At 73.4% G+C, this 22,578-nt stretch carries 17 protein-coding genes; 11 read left to right on the plus strand and 6 right to left on the minus strand.

Annotation, left to right across the window (positions count from 1 at the left end):
* The 3 genes from BXY45_RS07875 to BXY45_RS07885 all read left to right on the plus strand — a co-directional run.
* Positions 1 to 204, plus strand: a 204-nt coding sequence (locus tag BXY45_RS07875) for an integrase core domain-containing protein (protein ID WP_146211128.1), incomplete at its 5' end; no start/stop codon positions are given.
* A gap of 712 nt (positions 205 to 916) precedes the next feature.
* A complete protein-coding gene (locus BXY45_RS23165) occupies positions 917 to 1,447 on the plus strand; it encodes a GNAT family N-acetyltransferase (protein WP_170131374.1) in 531 nt (176 codons plus the stop codon).
* 12 nt (positions 1,448 to 1,459) lie between these two features.
* The gene (locus BXY45_RS07885; protein WP_245961694.1) at positions 1,460 to 2,653 is read left to right on the plus strand and encodes an N-acetylglucosamine-6-phosphate deacetylase; all 1,194 of its coding nucleotides are present in this window, start codon (positions 1,460 to 1,462) and stop codon (positions 2,651 to 2,653) included.
* Between the two features lie 187 nt (positions 2,654 to 2,840).
* On the opposite strand, the gene BXY45_RS07890 is transcribed toward BXY45_RS07885, so the two are convergent.
* Both BXY45_RS07890 and BXY45_RS07895 read right to left on the minus strand, forming a co-directional pair.
* Positions 2,841 to 3,866 (minus strand): M48 family metalloprotease, encoded by a 1,026-nt coding sequence (locus BXY45_RS07890; protein ID WP_109773794.1) that lies wholly within the window; start codon positions 3,864 to 3,866, stop codon positions 2,841 to 2,843.
* Between the two features lie 94 nt (positions 3,867 to 3,960).
* On the minus strand, positions 3,961 to 4,365 hold the full coding sequence (locus BXY45_RS07895; RefSeq protein WP_281270564.1) for a BlaI/MecI/CopY family transcriptional regulator: 405 nt from the start codon (positions 4,363 to 4,365) through the stop codon (positions 3,961 to 3,963).
* Positions 4,366 to 4,449: 84 nt separating this feature from the next.
* Between BXY45_RS07895 and BXY45_RS07900 the strand changes: the two genes are divergently transcribed.
* Genes BXY45_RS07900 through cydC form a run of 3 tightly spaced genes read left to right on the plus strand, consistent with a single transcriptional unit; the run spans position 4,450 to position 10,754 of the window.
* Positions 4,450 to 6,015 carry a cytochrome ubiquinol oxidase subunit I gene (locus BXY45_RS07900; protein ID WP_109773795.1) on the plus strand — a complete coding sequence of 522 codons (1,566 nt, stop codon included), beginning with the start codon at positions 4,450 to 4,452 and terminating at the stop codon, positions 6,013 to 6,015.
* A 32-nt stretch (positions 6,016 to 6,047) separates the two neighbouring features.
* Positions 6,048 to 7,121: a cytochrome d ubiquinol oxidase subunit II gene (cydB, locus tag BXY45_RS07905; protein ID WP_109773796.1), complete on the plus strand. Its 1,074-nt coding sequence runs from the start codon at positions 6,048 to 6,050 to the stop codon at positions 7,119 to 7,121.
* Between the two features lie 27 nt (positions 7,122 to 7,148).
* Positions 7,149 to 10,754: a thiol reductant ABC exporter subunit CydC gene (gene cydC / locus BXY45_RS07910; protein ID WP_109773915.1), complete on the plus strand. Its 3,606-nt coding sequence runs from the start codon at positions 7,149 to 7,151 to the stop codon at positions 10,752 to 10,754.
* Between the two features lie 90 nt (positions 10,755 to 10,844).
* Here the strand turns inward: cydC and BXY45_RS07915 are convergent, their stop codons facing one another.
* From BXY45_RS07915 to folE, 4 genes are all read right to left on the minus strand, one after another.
* Positions 10,845 to 13,277: an FdhF/YdeP family oxidoreductase gene (locus BXY45_RS07915; RefSeq protein WP_109773797.1), complete on the minus strand. Its 2,433-nt coding sequence runs from the start codon at positions 13,275 to 13,277 to the stop codon at positions 10,845 to 10,847.
* The gene (gene folD, locus BXY45_RS07920; RefSeq protein WP_109773916.1) at positions 13,256 to 14,152 is read right to left on the minus strand and encodes a bifunctional methylenetetrahydrofolate dehydrogenase/methenyltetrahydrofolate cyclohydrolase FolD; all 897 of its coding nucleotides are present in this window, start codon (positions 14,150 to 14,152) and stop codon (positions 13,256 to 13,258) included. Before folD ends, BXY45_RS07915 begins: the two co-directional genes overlap by 22 nt.
* 207 nt (positions 14,153 to 14,359) lie before the next feature.
* Positions 14,360 to 15,025 (minus strand): GntR family transcriptional regulator, encoded by a 666-nt coding sequence (locus BXY45_RS07925; RefSeq protein WP_211319347.1) that lies wholly within the window; start codon positions 15,023 to 15,025, stop codon positions 14,360 to 14,362.
* A gap of 86 nt (positions 15,026 to 15,111) precedes the next feature.
* The gene (gene folE, locus BXY45_RS07930; protein ID WP_109773799.1) at positions 15,112 to 15,717 is read right to left on the minus strand and encodes a GTP cyclohydrolase I FolE; all 606 of its coding nucleotides are present in this window, start codon (positions 15,715 to 15,717) and stop codon (positions 15,112 to 15,114) included.
* Between the two features lie 178 nt (positions 15,718 to 15,895).
* Here folE and glyA point away from each other — a divergent pair, with 178 nt between their 5' ends.
* The 5 genes from glyA to BXY45_RS07955 are packed head-to-tail and all read left to right on the plus strand — an operon-like array spanning position 15,896 to position 22,502.
* On the plus strand, positions 15,896 to 17,245 hold the full coding sequence (gene glyA / locus BXY45_RS07935; protein ID WP_109773800.1) for a serine hydroxymethyltransferase: 1,350 nt from the start codon (positions 15,896 to 15,898) through the stop codon (positions 17,243 to 17,245).
* A gap of 53 nt (positions 17,246 to 17,298) precedes the next feature.
* Positions 17,299 to 18,618 carry a sarcosine oxidase subunit beta family protein gene (locus BXY45_RS07940; protein WP_109773801.1) on the plus strand — a complete coding sequence of 440 codons (1,320 nt, stop codon included), beginning with the start codon at positions 17,299 to 17,301 and terminating at the stop codon, positions 18,616 to 18,618.
* Positions 18,619 to 18,671: 53 nt separating this feature from the next.
* Positions 18,672 to 18,950, plus strand: a complete 279-nt coding sequence (locus BXY45_RS07945; RefSeq protein WP_109773802.1) for a sarcosine oxidase subunit delta — start codon at positions 18,672 to 18,674, stop codon at positions 18,948 to 18,950.
* A complete protein-coding gene (locus BXY45_RS07950) occupies positions 18,947 to 21,916 on the plus strand; it encodes a 2Fe-2S iron-sulfur cluster-binding protein (protein WP_109773803.1) in 2,970 nt (989 codons plus the stop codon). Before BXY45_RS07945 ends, BXY45_RS07950 begins: the two co-directional genes overlap by 4 nt.
* Entirely contained in the window at positions 21,909 to 22,502 is a 594-nt protein-coding gene (locus BXY45_RS07955) for a sarcosine oxidase subunit gamma (protein WP_109773804.1), read from the plus strand. Before BXY45_RS07950 ends, BXY45_RS07955 begins: the two co-directional genes overlap by 8 nt.
* Positions 22,503 to 22,578: the final 76 nt, after the last annotated feature.

Here is a 22,578-nt window from a genome sequence, read left to right on the forward strand (position 1 = left end):
GTCGCGCAGGTGGAAGCGGCGACCGCGGACTGGGCCGAGTGGTTCAACCGGTCCCGGTTGCACTCATCGATCGGGTACGCCACGCCGATGGAGTACGAGAAGGCGTGGGCGCAGGCCAGCAACGACATCCAGCACGAGCTGGATCTGCAGCTGGAAGGCGACCATGCTGACCTGGGAACACCGGCTGTGAACGCTGCCGTGTGAACCCTGCTGGATGAACCCCCCGAGGCAACCGCCGCCGGGAGAACCCAGCCTCTACCAAACCCAGGGCGTTTCAGGGTGCTGCTGTGCGGGCGTCACCACCTGCTGGTCACCCTCGGCATCTGGGAAGTGCGGATGGTCCACGGCGCACCCCAGGTGCGCCCACCAGCCTCCATCGACCCCCTCCGACGCTGGCTGGCCTCCCCACGGCGGGCGTTGACGGCCGCGACCCGAGCCCGCGCGGAGCAGCTGCTGCTGGTCACCACCGTGCCCTCAGACCCCCAGCACCCGCACCACCAGAACTGCTATCGCGCCAGCACTGCCAGCACCGCTCACCCTCAGTCACCACCAGCGTCAGCGGCTACGTCGTCTGTGCCGCCACCACGACCTGGCAGCGACCCGCAGGAGCCGTCCGGGTCCGATGAGGGCCCGCCTCCGGACATCCCCTCACCTCGCGGCACCTGCGACTGCTGACCTGCGCTCCAGCAGCACTGTCCCCCAGCACCCCGACCCCCAGCAGCACCGCCCCCAGCAGCGTCACGACGCCCAGCCCTGCCTCCCGGACACCCCGGTGAGGTCAGGGCTGGACGTCGTGCCCGAGCGTTGCAACAGCGACGATGCGGTCACCTCGACGGTAGTGAGCGTGCTGCAAAGGTGCTGGGCACTGCGGCGGCCGTTCTTGCGGCCCCGGGGGGGCGGTTGCGACAGTGCGCAGGTGCGTGGCGCTGCTCGTCGTCGTCCTCCTGATTCCCTGTCTGCCCCGCCGTTCGTGCTGACGGCGTTGACAGAGGAGGACTGGCCCGTGGAGGTGGCGTTGTCCGCGACACCTGACGTGGTCGCGTGGACCTACTACCCGGCCGGTCTGGACGAGCAGGCTGCGCGAGAGCGGATCGGGCGGCAGCGGCAGCGTGCTGCCCAAGGGATCGCGCGGCGGTACGTCCTCTGGGATGCCGCGGGGACGGAACTCGGCACGTGCGGGATTGGTGCACTGGACGCCGCCGAGCCCGAGGTCTTCTACGCGTTGCTCCCCGCCGCCCGTGGGCGCGGCGCGGCGACCAGCGCGGTGCTCGCGCTCGTCGAGTGGGCGCGCAGCGTCGGATGCGCCACCGTGGCGCTGAAGACGATCGAGGGCAATGCGGCCAGCGAGCGGGTGGCGCGGAGGGCCGGGTTCACCTGCAGCGGTGGAAGCGTGGAGGAGCAGCACGGCCGACCGGTGCGACTTCTTCGCTGGACCAGGGTGACCTGAGGCTCCGTCGGCGTGTCGAGCGGAACGAGCATGACGACGGTGCTGCTGCGCGGACAGGTCCACACCGGACGCCGCGTCATCACCGACGGGTGGGTGCACCTTGCCGACGGGCGGGTCACGGCTGTCGGAGCGGGGTTCCAGCCGCCACCTCCCGCGTCGCGTGAGGTGCGGGGGCATCGCGTGGTGCCTGGCTTCGTCGATGTCCACTGCCACGGCGGAGGGGGTGCCACGTTCGGCGCGTCCGGCGGTGACCCGGAGCTGGAGGTGGACGCCGCGCGGGCCGTGGCTCGTCTGCACCGTGCACACGGCACCACCACGCTCGTTGCTTCACTCGTTTCGCGTCCGGTGCCCGAGCTGGTAGCGGTCGCGTCGGCGCTGGAGCCGCTCGTGCGCTCCGGCGAGCTCGCGGGCATACACCTTGAAGGGCCGTGGCTCAGCCCAGCGCGCGCCGGGGCGCACGCGCCGACGTTGCTGCGGCGGCCGATCCCGGAGGACGTCGACGCGCTGCTTGCCACTGGCGTCGTCGTCATGGTGACGCTCGCGCCTGAGCTGCCCGGTGGGCTCGACACGGTGCGGCAGCTTGCTCGTGCCGGGGTGCTGGTGGCCGTCGGGCACACCGACGCCGACGCGGCGACCACCCGCGCAGCCGTGGACACGGGGGCCCGCGTGGCGACGCACCTGTTCAACGCCATGCCGTCCGTCCACCACCGGGCGCCCGGTCCGGTGGTCGCGCTGCTCGGTGACGAGCGCGTGGTGGTCGAGCTCATCGCCGACGGCGTGCACCTCGACCCGCTCGTGCTGACGCACGCGGCGCGGGCGGCCGGGCGCGGTCGCTGGGTGCTCGTCACTGACGCGATGGCCGCCGCCGGCTGCGCTGACGGGCGCTACGAGCTGGGTGGCGCAGCGGTGTCCGTGGTGGGTGGGGTCGCACGGTTGGCTCCCGCTTCCGGGGAGGGCGGCGACGACGGCGACCGCGGCGACGACGGCGGGGCGCTGGGGGCGATCGCGGGCAGCACGCTGACGCTCGACGCGGCGCTGCGCTTCGCGGTGGATGCCGGGCTCCCGTTCGGCGACGTGCTCACCGCGGTGACGTCGACTCCGGCCGGGTTGCTGGGACGTGCGGACCGTGGCCACCTGGAGCCCGGCGCGACCGGCGGTGCGGTGCTGTTGGACGAGTCCCTCGAAGTGCTGTCTGTCCACCTCTGACCAGCCATGGTGATCACGGGCGCAACGTGCAGGCAGGCAGTGCGGCGCGAGGAGCGATCCGTCGGCTGAGGTTGGGCACCGCTCCTCCGAGGACGCAACTGACCTCGGTCACCTGCGGTGGCGTTCGTTCGGCACCGACCTGCCACAGCTGACCGCGGTCACTCGCGGGGTGGCCGACTGCCCATGATCACGGAGGGGGGAGGGTGGCGAGCGCGTCGGCGAGCCAGGGGGCTATGAGTACCACCGGGGGCAGCACGAGCACACCGGCGGCCAGTGCGAGCACACCGGCGGACCGCCACCGCCTCGGCAGCGGCCGCCGCAGGCGGTCGAGGCGCTGAGCGCGCTGGGCGGCGACGGCGCGGTCGTCGGCGGTGCGCTCGGCCTCGGTGCCGGCGGCGGCCAGAGCTCCGACGCCCGGGTCGACCGCAGCGCCCAGCAGCTCCAGCGCTGAGCGCAGGGGGGCGTTGCCGCAGCGGCGGCGGGCGGCGTCGTCGGCAGCGGCCTCCAGCAGCAGCTCCACCGCGCCCAGCGCGCGCTCGTTGCGCAGCGGCCGGGGTACCGCCCGGTGGAACGCTGCGAACGACTCGAGCACCACGTCGTGCCGGGCGTCGAGGTGGGCCTGCTCGTGCGCGAGCACCGCCCGCAGCTGCGCCGTGTCGAGCAGCCGCAGCGCGCCGTCGCTGACCACGACGCGCGGGCTGCGGCCCGGCAGTCCGTACGCCAACGGCAGGGGGGCGCCGAGCACGCGTAGCTCGCTAGGGTCGGGGTGGGCGGCGCCCCGGGTGGGGCGGGCCGGCCGGGCGCGGTCGTCGTCGTCCTCGGAGGCGGCGGCGAGGTCACCCGCCAGCGCGGCGCTGCGTTCGGCGTCGTCGAGGAGGTCGAGCAGCTCGCGGTGCCGCTCGCGCCGCGCAGCCGAGCGTCGCATCACTCCGACCAGGCTCGTCGCGAGTCGAGCCACGATGAGCAGCGCCACTGCCAGCGCGCCGACGAGTCCCCACGCCGTCGCGGTGGGGCCGGCGCGCAGCGCACCGCTGATCTCCTCGGGGGCGATGAGGACGACGGCGACCGCGCTGAGCACCGACGCCAGCACCACCGCCTGCCACAGTACGACCGACGCCGCAGGGGTGGCCAGCGTCCACCGGGAGCGCGCCAGCGGCGCCGGGACCGCGAGGGAGAGCACCAGGCCGAGCAGGCCCAGGGCGAACGCGGTCATGCCCCGAGCCTGCCAGGGACGCGGACGGGTGGCGGCCTCGCCCAGCGCGGGCTTCGCCCGCCGGTGGTGCCGCCGGTGGGGCCGCTGAGGGTTGTCAGCCGGCGGCGTCGAGGGCGGCGCGCAGCGCGGCGACGCCCTGCGGGCCGACCCTGCCGACGAAGTGCACCAGAGCGGCGTCGCGCGCGGAGGGGTCGGGGGCGGAGCCGAGGGCCTCGAGCATGAGGCCGGCGGTCAGTTCCTCGCGGGTCTGCACGGGGGAGTAGTGGTAGGCGCGGCCGTCGCGTTCTTGGCGCACGACGCCCTTCTTGGCGAGCCGGTCGAGCACCGTCATGACGGTCGTGTAGGCGAGGTCGTCTCCGTCGGTGCGCAGCTGCTCGTGGACCTGACGCACGGTCAGCGGCTCGGTGGAGTCCCACAGGCGCGCCATGACGTCGCGCTCCAGCGCGCCGCCCACGGGGCCACCGACCTTGCCGGCTCCCGCCGTGCCTGCTGCTGCCACGTTGCCGATCGTAACCGCGACCTGTGAGCAGTACGACACGCGACGTACTACAGATTCAAATACTACGAGCCGTAGTATTGAGGTGTGGACGTCGTGGACATCACCCGCCTCCAGTTCGCCGTCGTGACGATCTACCACTACCTCTTCGTGCCGCTGTCGATCAGCCTGGCGAGCCTCACTGCCGGCCTGCAGACCACCTCGGTGCTCACCCGTGACCCCGAGCGTGCGCAGCGTCTGCGGCGCTCCACGATGCTCGTGGGCAAGCTGTTGCTCGTCACCTTCGCCGTCGGCGTGGTGACCGGCCTGGTGCAGGAGTTCCAGTTCGGCATGGGCTGGAGCGCCTTCGCGCGCTTCTACGGCGACGTCTTCGGCCCCACCCTCGCCATCGAGGGCATGCTCGCCTTCTTCCTCGAGGCGACCTTCCTCGGACTGTGGTTCTTCGGGTGGGACCGGCTGCCCCGTCTGGTGCACCTCGCGACCATCTGGATCGTCGCCGTCGGCACCCTCATCAGCGCCTACATCATCCTCGGCGCCAACTCCTTCATGCAGCACCCGGTGGCCTACCAGCTCGACCCGACCACCGGCCGCGCGCACCTGTCGAGCTTCGCCGAGCTCATGACCAACCCCGTGCTCTTCGCGACCTTTCCGCACACCATCGCGGGCGCCGCGATGCTCGGTGGTGCGCTGCTGCTGTCCATTGGTTCCTGGCGCCGCTGGATCGGGCCCGCTCCGGCCGGCGCGGCCGGGTCTCCGGAGGCCCGCAATGCCGACCCCGACCAGCGCGCCTTCGCGGGCATCGCCCGCCTCGGCGCCTGGACCACCGTGGCCGGCGGACTGGCCACCGCCCTCACCGGTGACGTGCTCGGCAAGGTCATGACGTCGGTGCAGCCCATGAAGATGGCCGCCGCCGAAGCGCTCTACACGACGACCACGGGCGCCCCGTTCAGCCTGCTCACCATCGGCAACCTCGACGGGTCCCGCCCGATCTTCAGCCTCGACATCCCGTACCTCCTGTCGTTCCTGGCCACCGGCGAGTTCGACTCCACCGTCAAGGGCATCGACGACCTGCAGGCCCAGTACTCCCAGCAGTTCGGCCCGGGCGACTACGCCCCCATGATCCCGCTGGCGTACTGGTCGTTCCGCGCGATGATCACCATCGGGTTGCTGTCCGCGCTCATCGCCGGCGTCTACCTCTGGCTCACCCGCAAGGGCCTCGACCCCCGCGAGCCGAAGGCGAGCGCCCTGCCTTTCATGAGCCAGCGCCTCTTCCCGCGCCCGCTCGTGCAGCTCTCCCTGCGCATGCTGCCCACGCTGCCGCTGCTGCCCGCCGCCGCCGGCACCGCCGGCTGGGTCTTCACCGAGACGGCTCGCCAGCCGTGGCTCGCGTTCGGCCTCACCCTCACCAAGGACGGCATCTCCCCGGGTCTCACCGCCGCCGAGGCATGGTTCAGCCTGGCCGCGTTCACCGCCGTCTACGGCGTGCTCGCCGTGGTCTGGCTGCGGCTGGTCAAGCACCTGGTGGCCCAGGACCTCGCCGACCCGCCCGCACGGCCCGCCGTTCCCCTTCCGCATGAGGACGACGACGGCGAGGGCGTCAACCCCGACCGTGATCATGGGCATTCGGCCCAGCCGGTCATCCCCGCCTACTGACCGTCACCGCTTCCGGAACCCGGAGAGACCCTGTGGACCTCGTCACCGTCTGGTTCGCCATCGTCGTCCTGTGCTGGGTGCTGTTCTTCACCCTCGAGGGCTTCGACTTCGGCGTCGGCGTGCTCGCGCCCCTCGTGGGCCGCGACGAGCACGAACGCGGCGCCGCCCTGAAGACCATCGGCCCGTTCTGGGACGGCAACGAGGTGTGGCTGGTGGCCGCCATCGGCGTCACGTACGCCGCGTTCCCCGCCTGGTACGCCGCACTGCTGTCCGGCACCTACCTGCCGATGGTCGGGGTGCTGCTGCTCCTGGCGGGCCGCGGTGTCGCGCTGGAGTTCCGCGGCAAGCACTCCGACCCGCGCTGGCGGCGCCGCTGCGAGGTGGTGCTGGCGCTGTGCTCGGCCGGCATCGTGGCCCTGTGGGGTGCGCTGCTGTCGGTGTTCGTGCGCGGGCTCGCCCTGGGCGCCGACGGTGAGGTGGTCTCCCAGCCTGGCCTGGCCGCCGGACTGGGCCGCACCGTCGCGCCGCTCTTCACCGTAGAGGCGGCTTTCGGCGCCGTCGCCGCGCTCGTGCTCTCGGTGCTGCTGGGCGCGACGTTCCTCGCGCTGCGCACGACCGGCCCGGTGCGCCTGCGCGCCCACCGCGTGGCCGCCGGGGCGGCGGCCGGTGTCGTGGCGCTCGGGGCTGCCGTGGCGGTGGCCGGTCTCACCGGTGCGACCCTGGCCGGTGGAGCGATCGGCGCTTCGACCGGCGCGACGAGTACGGGTCTCGGGCTCCTCGTGGTCGGCGCGCTCGTCGCTGCGGCCGCCGTCGTCGTCGCCGTGGCCACCCGGCTGGGGCGCGAGGGCGCGGCGTTCGCCGTCGTGTCGCTGCTCGTGGCCGGCGTCGTCGTCGCCGTCCTCCTCGCCAACGGTGACGTCGTGCTGCCGAGCACTCTCGACCCTGCCGCCTCCCTGACCAGGGAGTCCGCCGCGGCGACGCCCGCCGCGCTGGGCCTCATCACGGCCTTCGGTGCGGTGGCCGTGCCGGGTGTGGTGGTCTACCAGGTGTGGTCGTACTGGGTCTTCCGCCGTCGCGTCGCCAGCGAGCGCATCGCCACCGCCTGATCTCCGCCGCTCCTGCCCGCCGTGATCATGGGCAGTAGGCCACCTCGGAGCGGGCCCTCCAAGGGACCCGTCGACCCGCGGCTCCTGCGCCACGCGCGGGCGGCCCGCCGTCCGGTCGCCGGTCTCGTGGTGGTCGGCGCGGCCCAGGTGCTGGTGACGCTGCTGGTAGCGATCGCGGTGACCGGCGTCGTCGTCGCGCTCGTGCTGGGTGCGCGTGACGGCGCGTCGCCGTCACCGGCCGGGTACGGACTGCCGGTCTGGGCCGCTGGCGCGCGCGGGGTGGGGCTGTCCCTCGCGGTGCTCGCAGGCGCCTTCGCCGCCCGGGCGCTGCTCGCGCGCGCCGAGTCCGTGCTGGCCGCGCGCGCCGGGTCGCTGGCGGTCGAGGAACTCCGCACCAAGGTGCTCCAGGCCGCGCTGCAGCGGGGGCCGGCGTGGGTGGCTGCCCACGGGGCGGGGCGGGTGCGCGCGCTCGTGGCCGCGACCACCGGCCCCGGCGCCAGCTCCGGCGGCGCCGCGGCAGGGCTCGACGCGCTGCGCCCGTGGTTCTCCGGGTACCTGCCCTCGCTCGTGGTCGGCGTGCTCATGCCGCCCGTGGTGGTGCTGGTGCTGGTGGCGGTCGACTGGCGCTCGGCGCTCATCGTGCTGGTCACCCTGCCGCTGGTGCCGATCTTCGCCATCCTCATCGGCTGGGCCACGCAGCGCCGCGCCGCCGAGCGTGTCGAGGAGGGCGCGCGGCTGGCGGGGCACTTCCTCGACGTCGTGCGCGGCCTGGCGCTGCTGCGGGTGCACGGGCGGGCGCAGCGGCAGGTCGGCGAGGTGGCCGCCACCACCGAGCGCCACCGCGAGGCGACGCTGCGCGTGCTGCGGGTGGCGTTCCTGTCCTCCACGGCGCTCGACCTGGTCGGCACACTGTCGGTGGGCCTGGTCGCCGTGGAGACCGGTCTGCGGGTGGCCGACGGGTCGATGCCGCTGGCGCCCGCGCTGCTCGTGATCCTCTTGGCACCCGAGGCGTACCGGCCGCTGCGCGAGGTGGGGGCGCGCTTCCACGCGTCCGCCGACGCGGCTGCCGTGGTGGCCGAGGTCGACGCTGTCCTCACCGCTCCCCTCCCAAACTCCCACCGTGATCATGGGCATCCGACCACCTGCGTCACCGATGAGCCACCGTCGGTGAGCGGTTCCGGGCTGCGCGTCCGGCACGCCGGGCGCTCCGTCGACGCGCTCTCCCACGACCTGGTCGTCGTGCGCGGTGGCGAGCTCGTCGCGCTGCAGGGCCCCTCCGGTGCAGGCAAGACCACGCTGCTGCGGGTGCTCGCCGGCGTGCAGCCGCTCACCGCCGGGACCGTCGAGACGACGGGCCGCGTGCTCCTCCTCACCCAGGACCCGCTGCTGCCCCACGCCCGCTCGATCCGTGACGCGCTCCTGCTCGACGAGGAGCTGGCAGAGACTCTCGACGACGACGACGGCGGCCGCGGTGATGACGGCGTCAGCCGGGGCGCCGCGGCCGCCCCGGCTGACGCTGAGCTCCTGGCCGCCCTCGAGCTGGTCGGCCTGCGCGCCGAGGTCGAGGCGCTGCCCGCCGGGCTGGGCACCCCGATCGGCGAGCGCGCGGCCGGCCTGTCCACCGGCCAGCGCCAGCGCCTGGCGCTCGCGCGGGTGCTGCGCGCTGCGGGTCGGCGGCCCGTGGTGCTGCTCCTCGACGAGCCGACCGCGCACCTCGACGCCGCCTCCGAGGCGCGGGTGGTGGCTGCGCTGCGCGCTGCTGCCGATGCCGGGAGCGCGGTGCTCGTGGCGGCGCACCGGCCGGCGCTGCTGGCCGCCGTCGACCGGACGGTGTCGGTGACACCCCCCACCACCTCCCCGCCCGTGATCATGGACTTCTCAAACACTGCCTTGGGCACTGTTCCGGAAGTCCATGATCACGGGGAGTTGGTGCGTCACGCCCATGATCACGGACGGGAGGGTGGCTGGTGGGCGCGGTTCTTCCGCGCCGCGGGGCGCCGGCCCGGCACCGCTGTCGCGCTCGGCGCCGCCTCCTGGCTCGCCGGGGCCACGCTCACCGCGGCCGCCACCTGGCTGCTGGTCCGTGCCTCGGAGCTGCCCCCGGTGCTGACGCTGTCAGCCGCCGTCGTCACGGTCCGTGGCAGCGCCGTGGCCCGGCCGCTGCTGCGCTACCTGGAGCGGCTCGCGTCCCACGAGGTCGCGCTGCGCCGTCTCGCCGGGTGGCGTTCGGCGGTGCTCGCCGACCTCGTCCCGCGTGTCCCCGGCCCCGGGTTGCTGCGCCGCGGCGACCTCCTCACCCGGCTCGTCGGAGACGTCGACGCCCGCCTCGACGGGCTCCTGCGCGGGCGGCTCCCCGCGGCCGCGGCGTTGGCGGCCGTCGTCGTCGTCCTCGGGGTCTTGTCTCTGCTCGACCCGCTGGCGGCACTCGGCGCGGCTGTCGGTTTCGCTGTCGCGGTCGTCGCCGCGCCGGCCCTGGCCGCGCGCGCCGCGCGCCGCACCGACGCCGCGCTCGCCGTGGAGCGGTCAGCGCTCGCCGACGCCGCCGTGGAGACCGTCGACGCCGTCGACGAGCTCGCCGCCCGCGCCGTCACCGCCGGCACCGCCACCGCCCTGGCTGTTCCGCGTTCCCGCGGACGCGACCTGGCCGCCGCCGAGGTCCGTGCTGCGGGCTCGGCGGGCACCGCCACCGCCCTCGCGCACCTCGGCACGGGCCTGGCGGTGGTCGGGGCGGCCCTCGGGGTGTGGGGCGCGGTCACCTCGGGCCGGCTGGGTGCGGAAGGCGCCGCCGTCGTCGTCCTCGTGGTCCTCGCGCTGGCCGAGCCCGTGCTCGGGCTCGTGGACGCCGCCGTCGCGCGCGAGCGCTCCCGGGAGGCCGTGCGGCGCCTGGCGAGCGTGGCCCAGCAGCCGCCGTCGGTGGACGAGTGGCCGGGGCGCAGCGCCGACGTGCCGGTGCGGGCGCCGCTGGAGGTCCGCGGGCTCGTGGCCGGGTGGGACCCGGACCGTCCGCCCGCGCTCGACGGGCTCGACCTGCACCTCGCGCCGGGGGAGCGGGTCGCGGTGCTCGGCCCGTCGGGGTCGGGCAAGTCGACGCTCGGTGCCGTGGTCGCGCGCCTGCTCGACCCCCGTGCCGGCACGGTGACTCTCGGCGGTGTGGAGGTCCGCGACCTCGACGCCGACGCCGTCCGCCGTCGCGTCGGGCTGGTCAGCGAGGCCACCGAGCACCTGTTCGCCACCACGCTGCGCGCCAACCTGGCGCTGGCCGCCCCGGATGCCGCCGACGAGGAGCTGGTGGCGGTGCTGCGGCGGGTGCGCCTCGGCGACTGGTTCGCCCGGCTGCCCGATGGCCTGGACACCTGGCTCGGCGACGGCGGCTCCACCGTCAGCGGCGGCGAGCGGCGCCGGCTCGCGGCGGCCCGTGCGCTGCTGCCCCGGCCCGACGTCCTCGTGCTCGACGAGCCCACGGAGGGCCTCGACGAGCCCACCGCCCAGGCGCTCGTCGCTGACCTGCTCGGTGATGAGGACGACGACGGCGAGCGGCGGCCGAGCGTGCTGCTGCTGACGCATCGCCTCGAGGGCGTGGACCGCTGCGACGTGGTGCTCGACCTCGCCGGAGCACTGACCCCCCGAGCGTGATCATGGACACTCGGCCACCGCCTGGTGGCCAAGTGCCCATGATCACGGCGGGAAACTGCTCCGGAAGTCCATGATCCCGGACGGGGTGAGTCAGCTGAGGTGGTGCGGCTGCACCTCGTCCTTGTGGTGGCGCCCCACCGAGGCGCCGGAACCTGAGCCCGCCGACCCATCGCTCACGGCCGTAGCGCGGCGCAGCGTGATGATGACGCCCTTCGACGTCGGGGTCCCGCTGTGCTCGGCCTGGGAGTCGAGCGGCACGAGGGCGTTCGTCTCGGGGTAGTACGCGGCCGCGCACCCGCGCGGGGTGTCGTAGACGACCACCCGGAAGCTCGGGGCGACCCGCTCGACGTCGTCCTCCCAGACCCCGACGAGGTCGACGTGGTCGCCGTCGGCCAGGCCGCGGTCGCGGGCGTCGTCGGCGTTGAGGAACACCACGCGGCGGCCCTGGTGGATGCCGCGGTAGCGGTCGTCCAGGCCGTAGATCGTGGTGTTGTACTGGTCGTGGCTGCGCATCGTCTGCAGCACCAGTTCGTCCTCACCGACGGTGAGCACGTCCAGCGGCACCACGGTGAACACCGCGCGGCCGTCCGGGAGGTCGAAGGTGCGGGTGTCGCGCGGCGGGTGCGGCAGCTGGAAGCCGCCGGGGGCGCGGACCTTCGCGTCGTAGTCGTCGCAGCCCGGCACGACCTTGGCGATGTGGTGGCGGACGGTGGAGTAGTCCTGCGCGAAGCCGGCCCAGTCGATGCTGCCGGTGGCGTCGGTGCGGTCGCGCAGGGTGGCGGCGGCGATACCGGCCACGATCGACACCTCCGACAGCACCCCGGGCGCCGGCGGCGCGAGGCGTCCGCGGCTGGCGTGCACCATCGACATCGAGTCTTCGACGGTGACGAACTGCTCCCGCGTCTGGGGCCCACGCCCGCGCACGTCACGTTCGGTGCGGCCCAGCGTCGGCAGCACGATCGCCGTCTCGCCGACCACAGCGTGCGACCGGTTGAGCTTGGTGGAGACCTGCACCGTCATGGCGGTGTTGCGCAGCGCCCTCTCGGTGGCCTCGGTGTCCGGCGAGGCCTGCAGGAAGTTGCCGCCCATGCCCAGGAAGAAGCGCACGTGGCCGTCGCGCATGCCGCGGATGGTGTCGACGACGTCGTGGCCGTGCTCGCGCGGCGGCTCGAACCCGAACTCGTCGCGCAGCCGGTCGAGGAAGTGCTGCGGGGGGCGCTCCCAGATGCCCATGGTCCGGTCGCCCTGGACGTTGGAGTGCCCACGCACCGGGCACAGGCCCGATCCCTGCACGCCGATGGCGCCGGTGGCGAGGTGGAGGTTGGTGATCTCCTTGATGGTGCTCACGGCGTTCTTGTGCTGGGTGATGCCCATCGCCCAGCACGTGATGAAACGGGGACTGGCGACGACGAGCGCCGTGGCCTCGTCCAGCTGCGCCGAGGTGAGTCCGGTGGCGGCGAGCACCTCGTCGCGGTCGACCCGGCGGACGTGCTCCTCCCAGGCCTCGAAGCCGGTGGTGCGCTCGGCGATCAACGCGCGGTCGAGCCGGCCCGCCTCGACGACGGCACGGCCGAACCACTGGAACAGGGCGAGGTCGCCGTTGGCGCGGATCGGCAGGTGCAGGTCGGACAGGCGCTCGCCGATGAGCATGCCCTTGGGTGTCTGCGGGTTCTTGAACCCCATGAGCCCGGCCTCGGGCAGCGGGTTCACCGAGATGATCTTTGCGCCGTTCTTCTTCGCCGTCTCCAGCGCCGAGAGCATCCGCGGGTGGTTGGTGCCGGGGTTCTGCCCGGCCACGATGATCAGGTCGGTGTCGTAGAAGTCCTCGAGGTGCACGCTGCCCTTGCCGATGCCGATCGTCTGGGCGAGCGCCACCGACGTCGACTCGTGGCACATGTTCGAGCAGTCGGGCAGGTTGTTGGTGCCGTACGCCCGCACGAACAGCTGGTAGGCGAACGCCGCCTCGTTGGACGTGCGCCCCGAGGTGTAGAACGCCGCGGCGTCGGGGGTCGGCAGGGAGCGCAGCTGCTCGCCGATGAGCTCGAACGCATCGTCGTAGCTGATGGGCTCGTAGTGGTCGGACCCGGGACGGCGCACCACGGGCTCGGTGAGCCGGCCCTGCTGGCCCAGCCAGTAGTCGGTGCGGCCGGCGAGGTCGTCCAGGGTGTGTCTGGCCCAGAAGTCACGGGTGATGCGGCGTCGCGTGGCCTCCTCCGCCACGGCCTTCGCACCGTTCTCGCAGAACTCCGCGGTGTGGCGGTGCTTCGGGTCGGGGTCGGGCCAGGCGCAGCCCTGGCAGTCGAACCCGTCGACCTGATTCAGCCGCAGCAGGGTCTGCGCGGTGCGCAGCGGCCCCATCTGCTCCACGCCGTGGCGCAGGGCGACGGCCACCGCCGTCGCGCCGGCGGCGTGGTCATGGGGGTGGGTGACGCGCAGGGCGTCGTCGTCAACATCATCGGTCGGTGCCCCCGTGCGCACGGGGATCGTCGGCCAGGGGAGCTTCACAGCGTCGTGCCAGCCCATCGAGCAGCCTCCAGAGTGTTCTGCATCAGCATGGCGATGGTCATGGGCCCCACGCCACCCGGAACGGGCGTGACCCGGCTCGCGATGCCGAGCACCTCCTCCGTCCTCACGTCACCGACCAGCCCTGACGGGGTCCGGTGGATGCCCACGTCGATGACGGTCGCCCCGGGGGAGACGTGCTCGGCGCCGATGAGGCCCGGCACCCCGGCGGCGACGACGAGGACGTCGGCCCCGCGTGTCACGGCGGCCAGGTCACGCGTGCGGCTGTGCGCGATGGTGACCGTGGCGTGCTCCAGCAGGAGCAGGGCCGCCATCGGCCGTCCGACGAGGGTGGACCTGCCGACGACGACGGCGTTCGCGCCGACCAGTGGCACCTCCGCGCTGCGCAGCAGCTCGATCACCCCGCTCGGGGTGCACGGCCGCAGACCGGTCTCGCCGCGCGCAAGGCGCCCGGCGCTCTCGGCGGTGAGGCCGTCGACGTCCTTGCTCGCGGGGATTCTGTCGATGAGCGCGCCCTCGTCCAGGTGGGCGGGCAGGGGCAGCTGCAGGAGGATGCCGGAGACCGCCGGGTCGGCGGCGAGCTCGTCGAGGACGGCGGCCACCTCCTCCTGCGTGGCGGTGGCCGGCAGGTGCCGGTGCGCGTCGAGCATGCCGAGCTCGCGGACCGTCCTGCGCTTGCTGCCGACGTAGACGGCGCTGGCCGGGTCGTCGCCGACGAGCACCGTCGCGAGCGTCGGCACCCTCGAGGTGGTGCGGCGCAGCTCCGCGACGCCTTCGGCCACCGCGGCCTTGACCTGCGCGGCGACGGCCTTGCCGTCGATCGTCTGCGTGGATGTCTGGGGGGTGGATGTCTGGGTGGTGGAGGTCTGGGGCACGGTTTGGGTCAGCTGCTGGGTCACTGCGAGACCACCTCTCTGGGCGCCACTGCTGTGGGTGTCGGACGAGCCGACGACGGAGGTACCCCGGGCGTGGGCAGCGTCGAACGGTGCCTCTGGCGGTACGAGGACGTCGCTGAGCTGATCACGGAGCGTGAGGACGCTCCACCCGGGTCGGAGCGCGCCCGCTGGTGCCGGGCGCGCGCCTCAGATGACGGACCTGACCGCCACCTCGAAGCTCTTGACGTGCTCGCTCGCCTGCAGGGAGGCCTTGGCGGCGTCTCCTGCGGCGATGGTGCGCAGGAGCTCGACGTGCTCGCGGACGTGGCTGTCGACCGGGGGGAGCCTGTCGAGGAAGAGGCAGAAGATGCGCGTGGCCAGGTTGTGGTGGCGCACGAGCGCGTCTTCGAGGTGCGGGTTTCCGGCCACCCGGTAGACCACGCGGTGCACCTGCGCGTCGTAGGCCATGAGGTCGTAGTTGCTCGTGGTGGCGAGGTCGAGCTCCTCGAGCCGGTCGGCGAGGTCGAGCATCTCCTGGCGCTCGGCGGAGCTGGCCCGCTCGGCGGCGCGCTGGGCGGCCAGCGGCTCCAGGAGGTTGCGGACCTCGGAGATGTGCGCGAGGTCGGTGATGTCGACGCCGGTGGCGAAGGTGCCGCGGCGGGGGTAGGTGATGATCAGCCGGTCGACCTCGAGGCGCTTGATGGCCTCGCGCACCGGCGTCTTGCCCATCTCCAGCTGCTCGGCGAGCGCGTCGTCATCGAGGGGCTCGTTGGGCCGGATGTCGAGCATGATGAGCATGTCGCGGATCGAGGCGTAGGCCTTGTCGGCCAGGGACGAGTACTTCTCCTCGCGCAGGCTGGCCGTCGGCGTCACCCCCCAACTGTAGGTGGCGGGCGGCTGGCGCGGTGTGCGCTGCGCGCGGGGAACCACCGGACGGCGGCGGGAGACGGGGACGGCGGTCATCGGGTCCTCCCGGTGAGGTCGAAGAACTCCGCACGTGTGCGGGCGTCGCTGCGGACGAGCCCTCGCAGGGCCGACGTCCTGGTCCTCGCGCCGACGGCACGGGCCCCGCGCAGCGACATGCAGCTGTGGTCGGCCTCGAGCACCACGCCGACGCCGCGCGGTGCCAGCGCCTCCTCGAGGAGGTCGGCCACCTGGCAGGTCAGCCGCTCCTGCACCTGCGGGCGGCTGGCCAGGGCCTCCACGGCGCGCGCCAGCTTGGACAGGCCCACCACGCGTTCGCCCGGCAGGTAGCCGACGTGCGCCGTCCCCACGAAGGGGAGCAGGTGGTGCTCGCACAGCGAGCGGAAGGGGATGTCGCTGACGACGACGAGCTCGTCGTAGCCCTCGTCGTTGGGGAACGTCGTGAAGGCGAACTCCTGCGGGGTGAGCAGCTCGGCGTAGGCCCGCGCCACGCGGCCCGGAGTGCCCACCAGGCCTGGAGCCTCGGTGTCGAGGCGCAGTGCGCGCAGGAGGTCGGCGACGGCGCGCTCGGCGGCGGCCAGGTCCGGCTCCGGCGCGTGTGCCGGAGCCTGCCGGGGGGCCGGGGGAGCCGGTGTCCTCATGGCGACTTCTCAGTCCTCTCGTCGACAGATCCTCGACCGCACGTCGGCCTCGGCGGGCTTCAGGATCTTCATCGGTGTTGGCCGGGTGCCCTTGACGACGCAGCGACCGACTCGTACGTTACCTGAAACTGATACATCAGTCACTAGCTCACGAAGCAGCTACCGAATCGGGGACGCCATGACCGCCGGGCTTGACCAGCACGCACCTGCGCGCGCCAGTGCCGCAACGCTCGACCGCAGCCTCGGCCAGATCGACCCCGAGGTGGCCGCCGCGATCGACGCCGAGCTGGTTCGCCAGCAGAGCACGCTCGAGATGATCGCCAGCGAGAACTTCGCTCCCGTGGCCGTCATGCAGGCGCAGGGCTCGGTGCTCACGAACAAGTACGCCGAGGGCTACCCGGGCCGCCGCTACTACGGTGGCTGCGAGAACGTCGACGTCATCGAGCAGCTCGCCATCGACCGGCTGAAGGCCCTGTTCGGCGCCGGGTTCGCCAACGTCCAGCCGCACTCCGGCGCCCAGGCCAACGCGGCCGTCATGCACGCGCTCATCAAGCCCGGAGACACCATCCTGGGTCTGGACCTGGCGCACGGCGGTCACCTGTCGCACGGCATGAAGCTCAACTTCTCCGGCCGGCTCTACAACGTCGCCGCCTACCACGTCCGCGAGGACGACCACCGCGTCGACATGGACGAGGTCGAGCGGCTCGCCCGCGAGCACCGTCCCCAGCTGATCATCGCCGGCTGGTCGGCCTACCCCCGCCAGCTCGACTTCGCACACTTCCGCCGCATCGCCGACGAGGTGGGCGCGCTGCTCCTGGTCGACATGGCGCACTTCGCCGGTCTCGTGGCCACGGGGCTGCACCCCTCCCCGGTGCCGCACGCGCACGTGGTCACCTCCACCACGCACAAGACCCTCGGTGGTCCGCGCGGCGGCATCATCCTCAGCAACGACGCCGCGATCGCCAAGAAGCTCAACAGCGCGGTGTTCCCGGGCCAGCAGGGCGGTCCGCTGGAGCACGTCATCGCCGCCAAGGCCGTGGCCTTCAAGCTGGCCGCCGAGCCAGCATTCACGGAGCGCCAGGAGCGCACCCTGCGCGGCGCCCGGATCCTCGCCGAGCGGCTCACCTCCCCGGAGGCCACCGCAGCGGGCATCGGCGTGGTCAGCGGTGGCACCGACGTGCACCTCGTGCTGGTCGACCTGCGCCACTCCGACCTCGACGGCCAGCAGGCCGAGGACCGCCTGCACGCCATCGGCATCACCGTGAACCGCAACGCGGTGCCGTTCGACCCGCGCCCGCCGATGGTGAGCTCCGGTGTCCGCATCGGCACCCCCGCGCTGGCCGCCCGCGGCTTCGACGACGACGCCTTCCGCGAGGTCGCCGACATCATCGCCATCGCCCTGCAGCCGGGCACGAGCGAGGCGCAGCTGGCCGAGCTCGGCCAGCGGGTCCACGACCTCGCGCTGGCCCACCCGCTCTACCCCGACCTCGCTCCCGTGTCGGCGTCCAGCGCCGCTGCGTCCGCCTGAGTCCCGACCTAGCCGACCGACGAGCCGACCCACGAGCTGACGGAGACGAGCCGATGACCACAGTCGACGCCTTCTCGACCGACCCCGCCGACGCCGTGCCCCACACCCCGGCTGCTGCCGCTGCGGGCCGGCTCAACGGCACCCCGCCCCGCACCCCGGGCGCGGACCTGCCGGAGCACCCCGACGCCCTGTGGAAGAACCCCGAGCCGAAGAAGGCGTACGACGTCGTCATCGTCGGCGGGGGTGGCCACGGCCTCGCGACCGCGCACTACCTGGTCAAGAACCACGGCATCACCAACGTCGCCGTGCTGGAGAAGGGGTGGCTGGCGGGCGGCAACATGGCCCGCAACACCACGCTCATCCGCTCCAACTACCTGTGGGACGAGAGCGCCGCCATCTACGAGCACTCCCTCAAGCTGTGGGAGGGCCTCGAGGAGGACCTGGGCTACCCGATCCTCTTCAGCCAGCGCGGCGTGCTCAACCTCGCCCACACGCTCCAGGACGTGCGCGACAGCGTGCGCCGCGTCGAGGCGAACGTGCTCAACGGCGTCGACGCGGAGTGGATCGAGCCGGACGAGGTCCGCAAGATCTGCCCGATCGTCAACACGTCCAGCGACATCCGCTACCCGGTGCTGGGCGCCACCTACCAGCCGCGGGCCGGCATCGCCAAGCACGACTACGTGGGCTGGGGCTTCGCCCGGCGCATCGACGAGGCCGGCGTCGACATCATCCAGAACTGCGAGGTCACCGGCTTCGTGCGTGACGGCAACCGGGTCACCGGTGTCCGCACCACCCGCGGAGACATCGCCTGCGGCACGGTGGCGCTCGCCGCCGCCGGCAGCACCTCGGTGCTCACCGACATGCTCGGCCTGCGGGTGCCGATCCAGTCGCACCCGCTGCAGGCACTCGTCTCCGAGCTCCTCGAGCCCGTGCACCCGACCATCGTCATGTCCAACGCCGTGCACGTGTACGTCTCCCAGGCGCACAAGGGCGAGCTGGTCATGGGCGCCGGTGTCGACGCCTACAACGGCTACGGCCAGCGCGGCGCGTTCCACATCATCGAGCGGCAGATGGCGGCGGCCGTGGAGCTGTTCCCCGTCTTCGCGCGGGCGCACCTGCTGCGCACGTGGGGCGGCATCGTCGACACCACCCCCGACGCCTCACCCATCGTCGGCCGCACCCCGTACGACAACGTCTTCCTCAACTGCGGCTGGGGCACCGGCGGCTTCAAGGCCACCCCCGGCCTCGGGTGGGTCTTCGCGGACACCATCGCGAACGACGAGCCGCACCCGTACGCCGCGCCGTTCTCCCTCGACAGGTTCGTCACCGGACGCCTCGTCGACGAGCACGGCGCCGCCGCCGTTGCCCACTGACACGCGCCACTGACACGCGCCGCTCACGCGCTGCCGACACCCAGGAGCCTTCCGTGCAGATGATCAAGTGCCCGTGGTGCGGACCCCGCGAGGAGGTCGAGTACCACTACGGCGGTCAGGCCCACGTCGCCTACCCCGCCGAGCCGGCTGCCCTCTCCGACGAGGAGTGGGCCCACTACCTGTTCTTCCGTGACAACACCCGCGGCCTGTTCGCCGAGCGGTGGGTCCACACCGCCGGCTGCCGCCGCTGGTTCAACGCCGTCCGTGACACCGTCACGTACCGCTTCCACGCCACCTACCGCCCCGACGAGCCCCGGCCGGTGACCGCATGAGCGAGACGACCTCCACCACCGCGACCACCGCGCAGGCGCGCGGGTCCTTCCGGACCCCCACGGGGGGCCGCGTGGACCGCACCAGCCCGGTCACCTTCACCTTCGCCGGGGTGGAGCACACCGGCTACCGCGGTGACACCCTCGCCTCGGCGCTGCTGGCCGACGGCGTGCACCAGATCGGCACCAGCATCAAGCTCGGCCGCCCGCGCGGTGTGGGTGCCGCGTGGGCCGAGGACCCGAGCAGCCTCGTCCAGGTCGAGGAGCCGTTCCCGGACCCGATGCTGCTGGCCAGCACGGTCGAGGTCTTCGACGGCCTCGTGGCCGACGGCGTGCCGGGCCAGGGTCGGCTCGCCGACATCGCCGACTCCGCCCGCTACGACTCGCGGCACCTCCACGTAGACCTGCTCGTCGTCGGCGCCGGCCCCGCCGGTCTGCAGGCGGCGCTGACCGCCGCTCGCTCCGGCGCTCGCGTGGCGCTGCTCGACGAGCAGTCCGAAGCCGGCGGCTCGCTGCTCGGCTCCGACGAGCTGCTCGACGGCCGTCCGGCGCTGGAGTGGGTGGCGGACGCCGTCGCCGAGCTCGCCGCCGCCCCCGAGGTGGTGCACCTGCAGCGCACCACGGTCTTCGGCGTCTACGACGACGGCTTCGCCCTCGCCGTCGAGCGCCGCACCGACCACCTCGGCGGCGCAGCCCCCGAGGGCACCTCGCGCCAGCGCGTGTGGCGTGTTCGCGCCCGCCGCACGGTCGTCGCTGCGGGCGCTCACGAGCGCCCCGTCGTCTTCACCGACAACGACCGCCCCGGCACCATGCTCGCCGGCTCGGCGCGGACCTACCTGCACCGCTACGGCGTGCTGGCCGGCTCCCGCGCGGTCGTGTTCACCACGAACGACAGCGCCTACCGCGCCGCCGTCGACCTCGCCGACGCCGGCGTGCACGTGGCCGCCGTCGTCGACACCCGCGACGTCGCCCCCGCCCACTGGGCGGTGGAGCTGGAGCGTCGCGGCGTGCCGCTGCGCACCGCCCAGGCCGTCGTCGGCACCCGCGGGGTCGAGCGTGTCTCGGCCGCCCTGGTGGCTCCCTACGACCGCGCCGGCCTGGCTGCCGGCGCTCGCTCCTCCGCGGGCGTCGAGCCCGAGGCGATCGAGTGCGACCTGCTGCTCGTGAGCGGCGGCTGGAACCCGGCGGTGCACCTGCACAGCCAGGCGCGCGGCAAGCTCGCCTTCGACGCGGGCCTCGGGGCCTTCCTGCCCGCCGAGCGCCTCGAGGACCTGCTGGTCGCCGGTTCCGCCGCCGGCACCTTCGACCTGTCGAGCTGCCTGCGCCAGGGCGGGGCCTCGGCGGCCACCGCGCTGTCCGAGCTGGGTCTTGACGTCACGGCCGTGCCCGTGCCCTCGGCCGCCGAGCAGCCGCCGAGCAGCTCCTCGTCCGCTCCCGACCTCGTCTGGGTGGTCCCGGACCCCTCCGGCGACAGCAGCCGTCAGTTCGTCGACGTGCAGCGCGACGCCACGGTGGCCGACGTCCAGCGCGCGCTCGGCGCGGGCCTGCGCTCGCCCGAGCACGTCAAGCGGTACACGACCATCGGCACCGCCCACGACCAGGGCAAGACCTCCGGCGTCGTGACCTCCGGGATCATCGCCGAGCTGCTGGGGGCCGCCCCCGACGCCGTCGGCACGACCACCTTCCGCCCGCCGTACACCCCGGTGGCGTTCGCGACGCTCGCCGGGCGCGACCGCGGCCAGCTGTTCGACCCCGTCCGCACCACCTCCGTGCACGACTGGCACGTCCAGGCCGGCGCGGTGTGGGAGGACGTCGGCCAGTGGAAGCGCCCGCGCTACTACCCGCTCGCCGGTGAGGACATGGAGACCGCCGTGCTGCGCGAGTGCGCCGCCGCGCGCACCGGCGTCGGCATCCTCGACGGCTCCACCCTCGGCAAGATCGACGTGCAGGGCCCTGACGCCGGTGTGCTGCTGGACAGGCTCTACACCAACCTGATGAGCAGCCTCGCGGTCGGCAAGGTCCGCTACGGGGTCATGTGCGGCGCCGATGGCATGGTCATCGACGACGGCACCGTGCTGCGCGTCGCCGAAGACCGCTTCCTCGTCATGACGACGACGGGCGGCGCCGCCAAGATCCTCGAGTGGATGGAGGAGTGGCACCAGACCGAGTGGCCCGAGCTGCGCGTGCACCTCGCCTCCGTCACCGAGCAGTGGGCCGCGTTCCCCGTGGTCGGTCCGCGCTCGCGCGACGTCATCGGCGCCGTCTTCGGCGCTGGTGGCTCCGAGGACGGTGTGGACGTCAGCAACGAGGCCTTCGGCTTCATGACCTGGCAGGACACCACCCTCGACGGCGTCCCGGTCCGCCTGGCGCGGATCAGCTTCTCGGGTGAGCTGGCCTGGGAGGTGCACGTCGACTCCCGCTACGCGCTCGCGGTGTGGGAGCGGCTCATCGCCGCCGGAGCCCCCTACGCGATCACCCCGTACGGCACCGAGACCATGCACGTGCTCCGCGCCGAGAAGGGCTACCCGATCATCGGGCAGGACACCGACGGCACGGTCACCCCCCAGGACCTCGGCATGGCCTGGGTGGTCTCCAAGAAGAAGCCGGACTTCGTGGGCAAGCGTTCCTTCGCCCGTGCCGAGAACCAGCGCGAGGACCGCAAGCACCTCGTGGGCCTGCTCCCTGTCGACCGCGAGACGCTGCTGCCCGAGGGGTCGCAGATCATCGAGCACCGCGAGGACGGCGTCCTGCCGTCGGTGTCAGAGACAGGTCCCGTGCCGATGCTCGGCCACGTCACCTCCAGCTACCGCAGCGCCTACCTCGAGCGCCCCTTCGCCCTGGCCCTCGTCAAGGGCGGTCGCGCCCGCGTCGGTGAGCTGCTGCACGTCCCCGTCAAGGGCCGGCTGGTCGCCGTCGAGGTGACCTCCCCCGTGCTCGTCGACCCCGAAGGAGCCCGCCGAGATGGCTGACACCCTGGTGCCACTACAGCGCACCCACCCGCTCGACGCCCGCCCCTCCCTGACCGAGGCGACGGTGGGCGCGGTCCGCGTCGTCGACGTCTCGGCGCAGGTGCAGGTCCGGGCCGCCGTGCCCGGCCCGGCGGCTGACGCCCTGGCCCAGGTCATCGGCGCGCCCCTGCCCACCCGTCCGGGGACCTGGACGCCGACGCCCGCCGGCGGCCGGATCGTCTGGCTCGGGCCCGACGAGTGGCTCGTCGTCGACCCCTCCGCCCCCTCCTGGGACCTCGAGGCGCGCCTGCGTGCCGCGGCGGCCCCGCACGGCGGCGCGGCGCTGGACGTCTCCGGTCAGCGCGTGGTGCTCAGCCTCAGCGGCGAGCACGCCCGTGACCTGCTGGCTGCGGGCTGCGCCGTCGACACCCACCCGTCGGTCTTCCGGCGCGGTGCGGCGGCCCAGACGCTGCTGGGCCAGGCCGGCGTCATCCTGCTGGCCCTCTCCGACGACGGCACCGACTACGAGCTGTTCGTCAGGTCGTCCTTCGCCCGCTACCTCGCCGACTGGCTGGCGGACGCGGCCACCGAGCACCGCACCGCCTGACCGCCTGAACACCCCTCTCGGCACGTCTCGGTTACCCCCATCAGCTCCCGACATCAGCTCCCGACATCAGCTCCCG

The organism is Quadrisphaera granulorum (assembly GCF_003149145.1).
Classification (GTDB): Bacteria; Actinomycetota; Actinomycetes; order Actinomycetales; family Quadrisphaeraceae; genus Quadrisphaera; species Quadrisphaera granulorum.

Bases quoted from the DNA above. Each gene is read 5' to 3' on its own strand.
- BXY45_RS07890 (WP_109773794.1), bottom strand. From the start codon at position 3,866: ATGACCGCGTTCGCCCTGGGCCTGCTCGGCCTGGTGCTCTCCCTCGCG.
- cydC (WP_109773915.1), top strand. From the start codon at position 7,149: ATGGGCAGTAGGCCACCTCGGAGCGGGCCCTCCAAGGGACCCGTCGAC.
- BXY45_RS07915 (WP_109773797.1), bottom strand. From the start codon at position 13,277: ATGGGCTGGCACGACGCTGTGAAGCTCCCCTGGCCGACGATCCCCGTG.
- folE (WP_109773799.1), bottom strand. From the start codon at position 15,717: ATGAGGACACCGGCTCCCCCGGCCCCCCGGCAGGCTCCGGCACACGCG.
- glyA (WP_109773800.1), top strand. From the start codon at position 15,896: ATGACCGCCGGGCTTGACCAGCACGCACCTGCGCGCGCCAGTGCCGCA.
- BXY45_RS07940 (WP_109773801.1), top strand. From the start codon at position 17,299: ATGACCACAGTCGACGCCTTCTCGACCGACCCCGCCGACGCCGTGCCC.
- BXY45_RS07950 (WP_109773803.1), top strand. From the start codon at position 18,947: ATGAGCGAGACGACCTCCACCACCGCGACCACCGCGCAGGCGCGCGGG.
- BXY45_RS07955 (WP_109773804.1), top strand. From the start codon at position 21,909: ATGGCTGACACCCTGGTGCCACTACAGCGCACCCACCCGCTCGACGCC.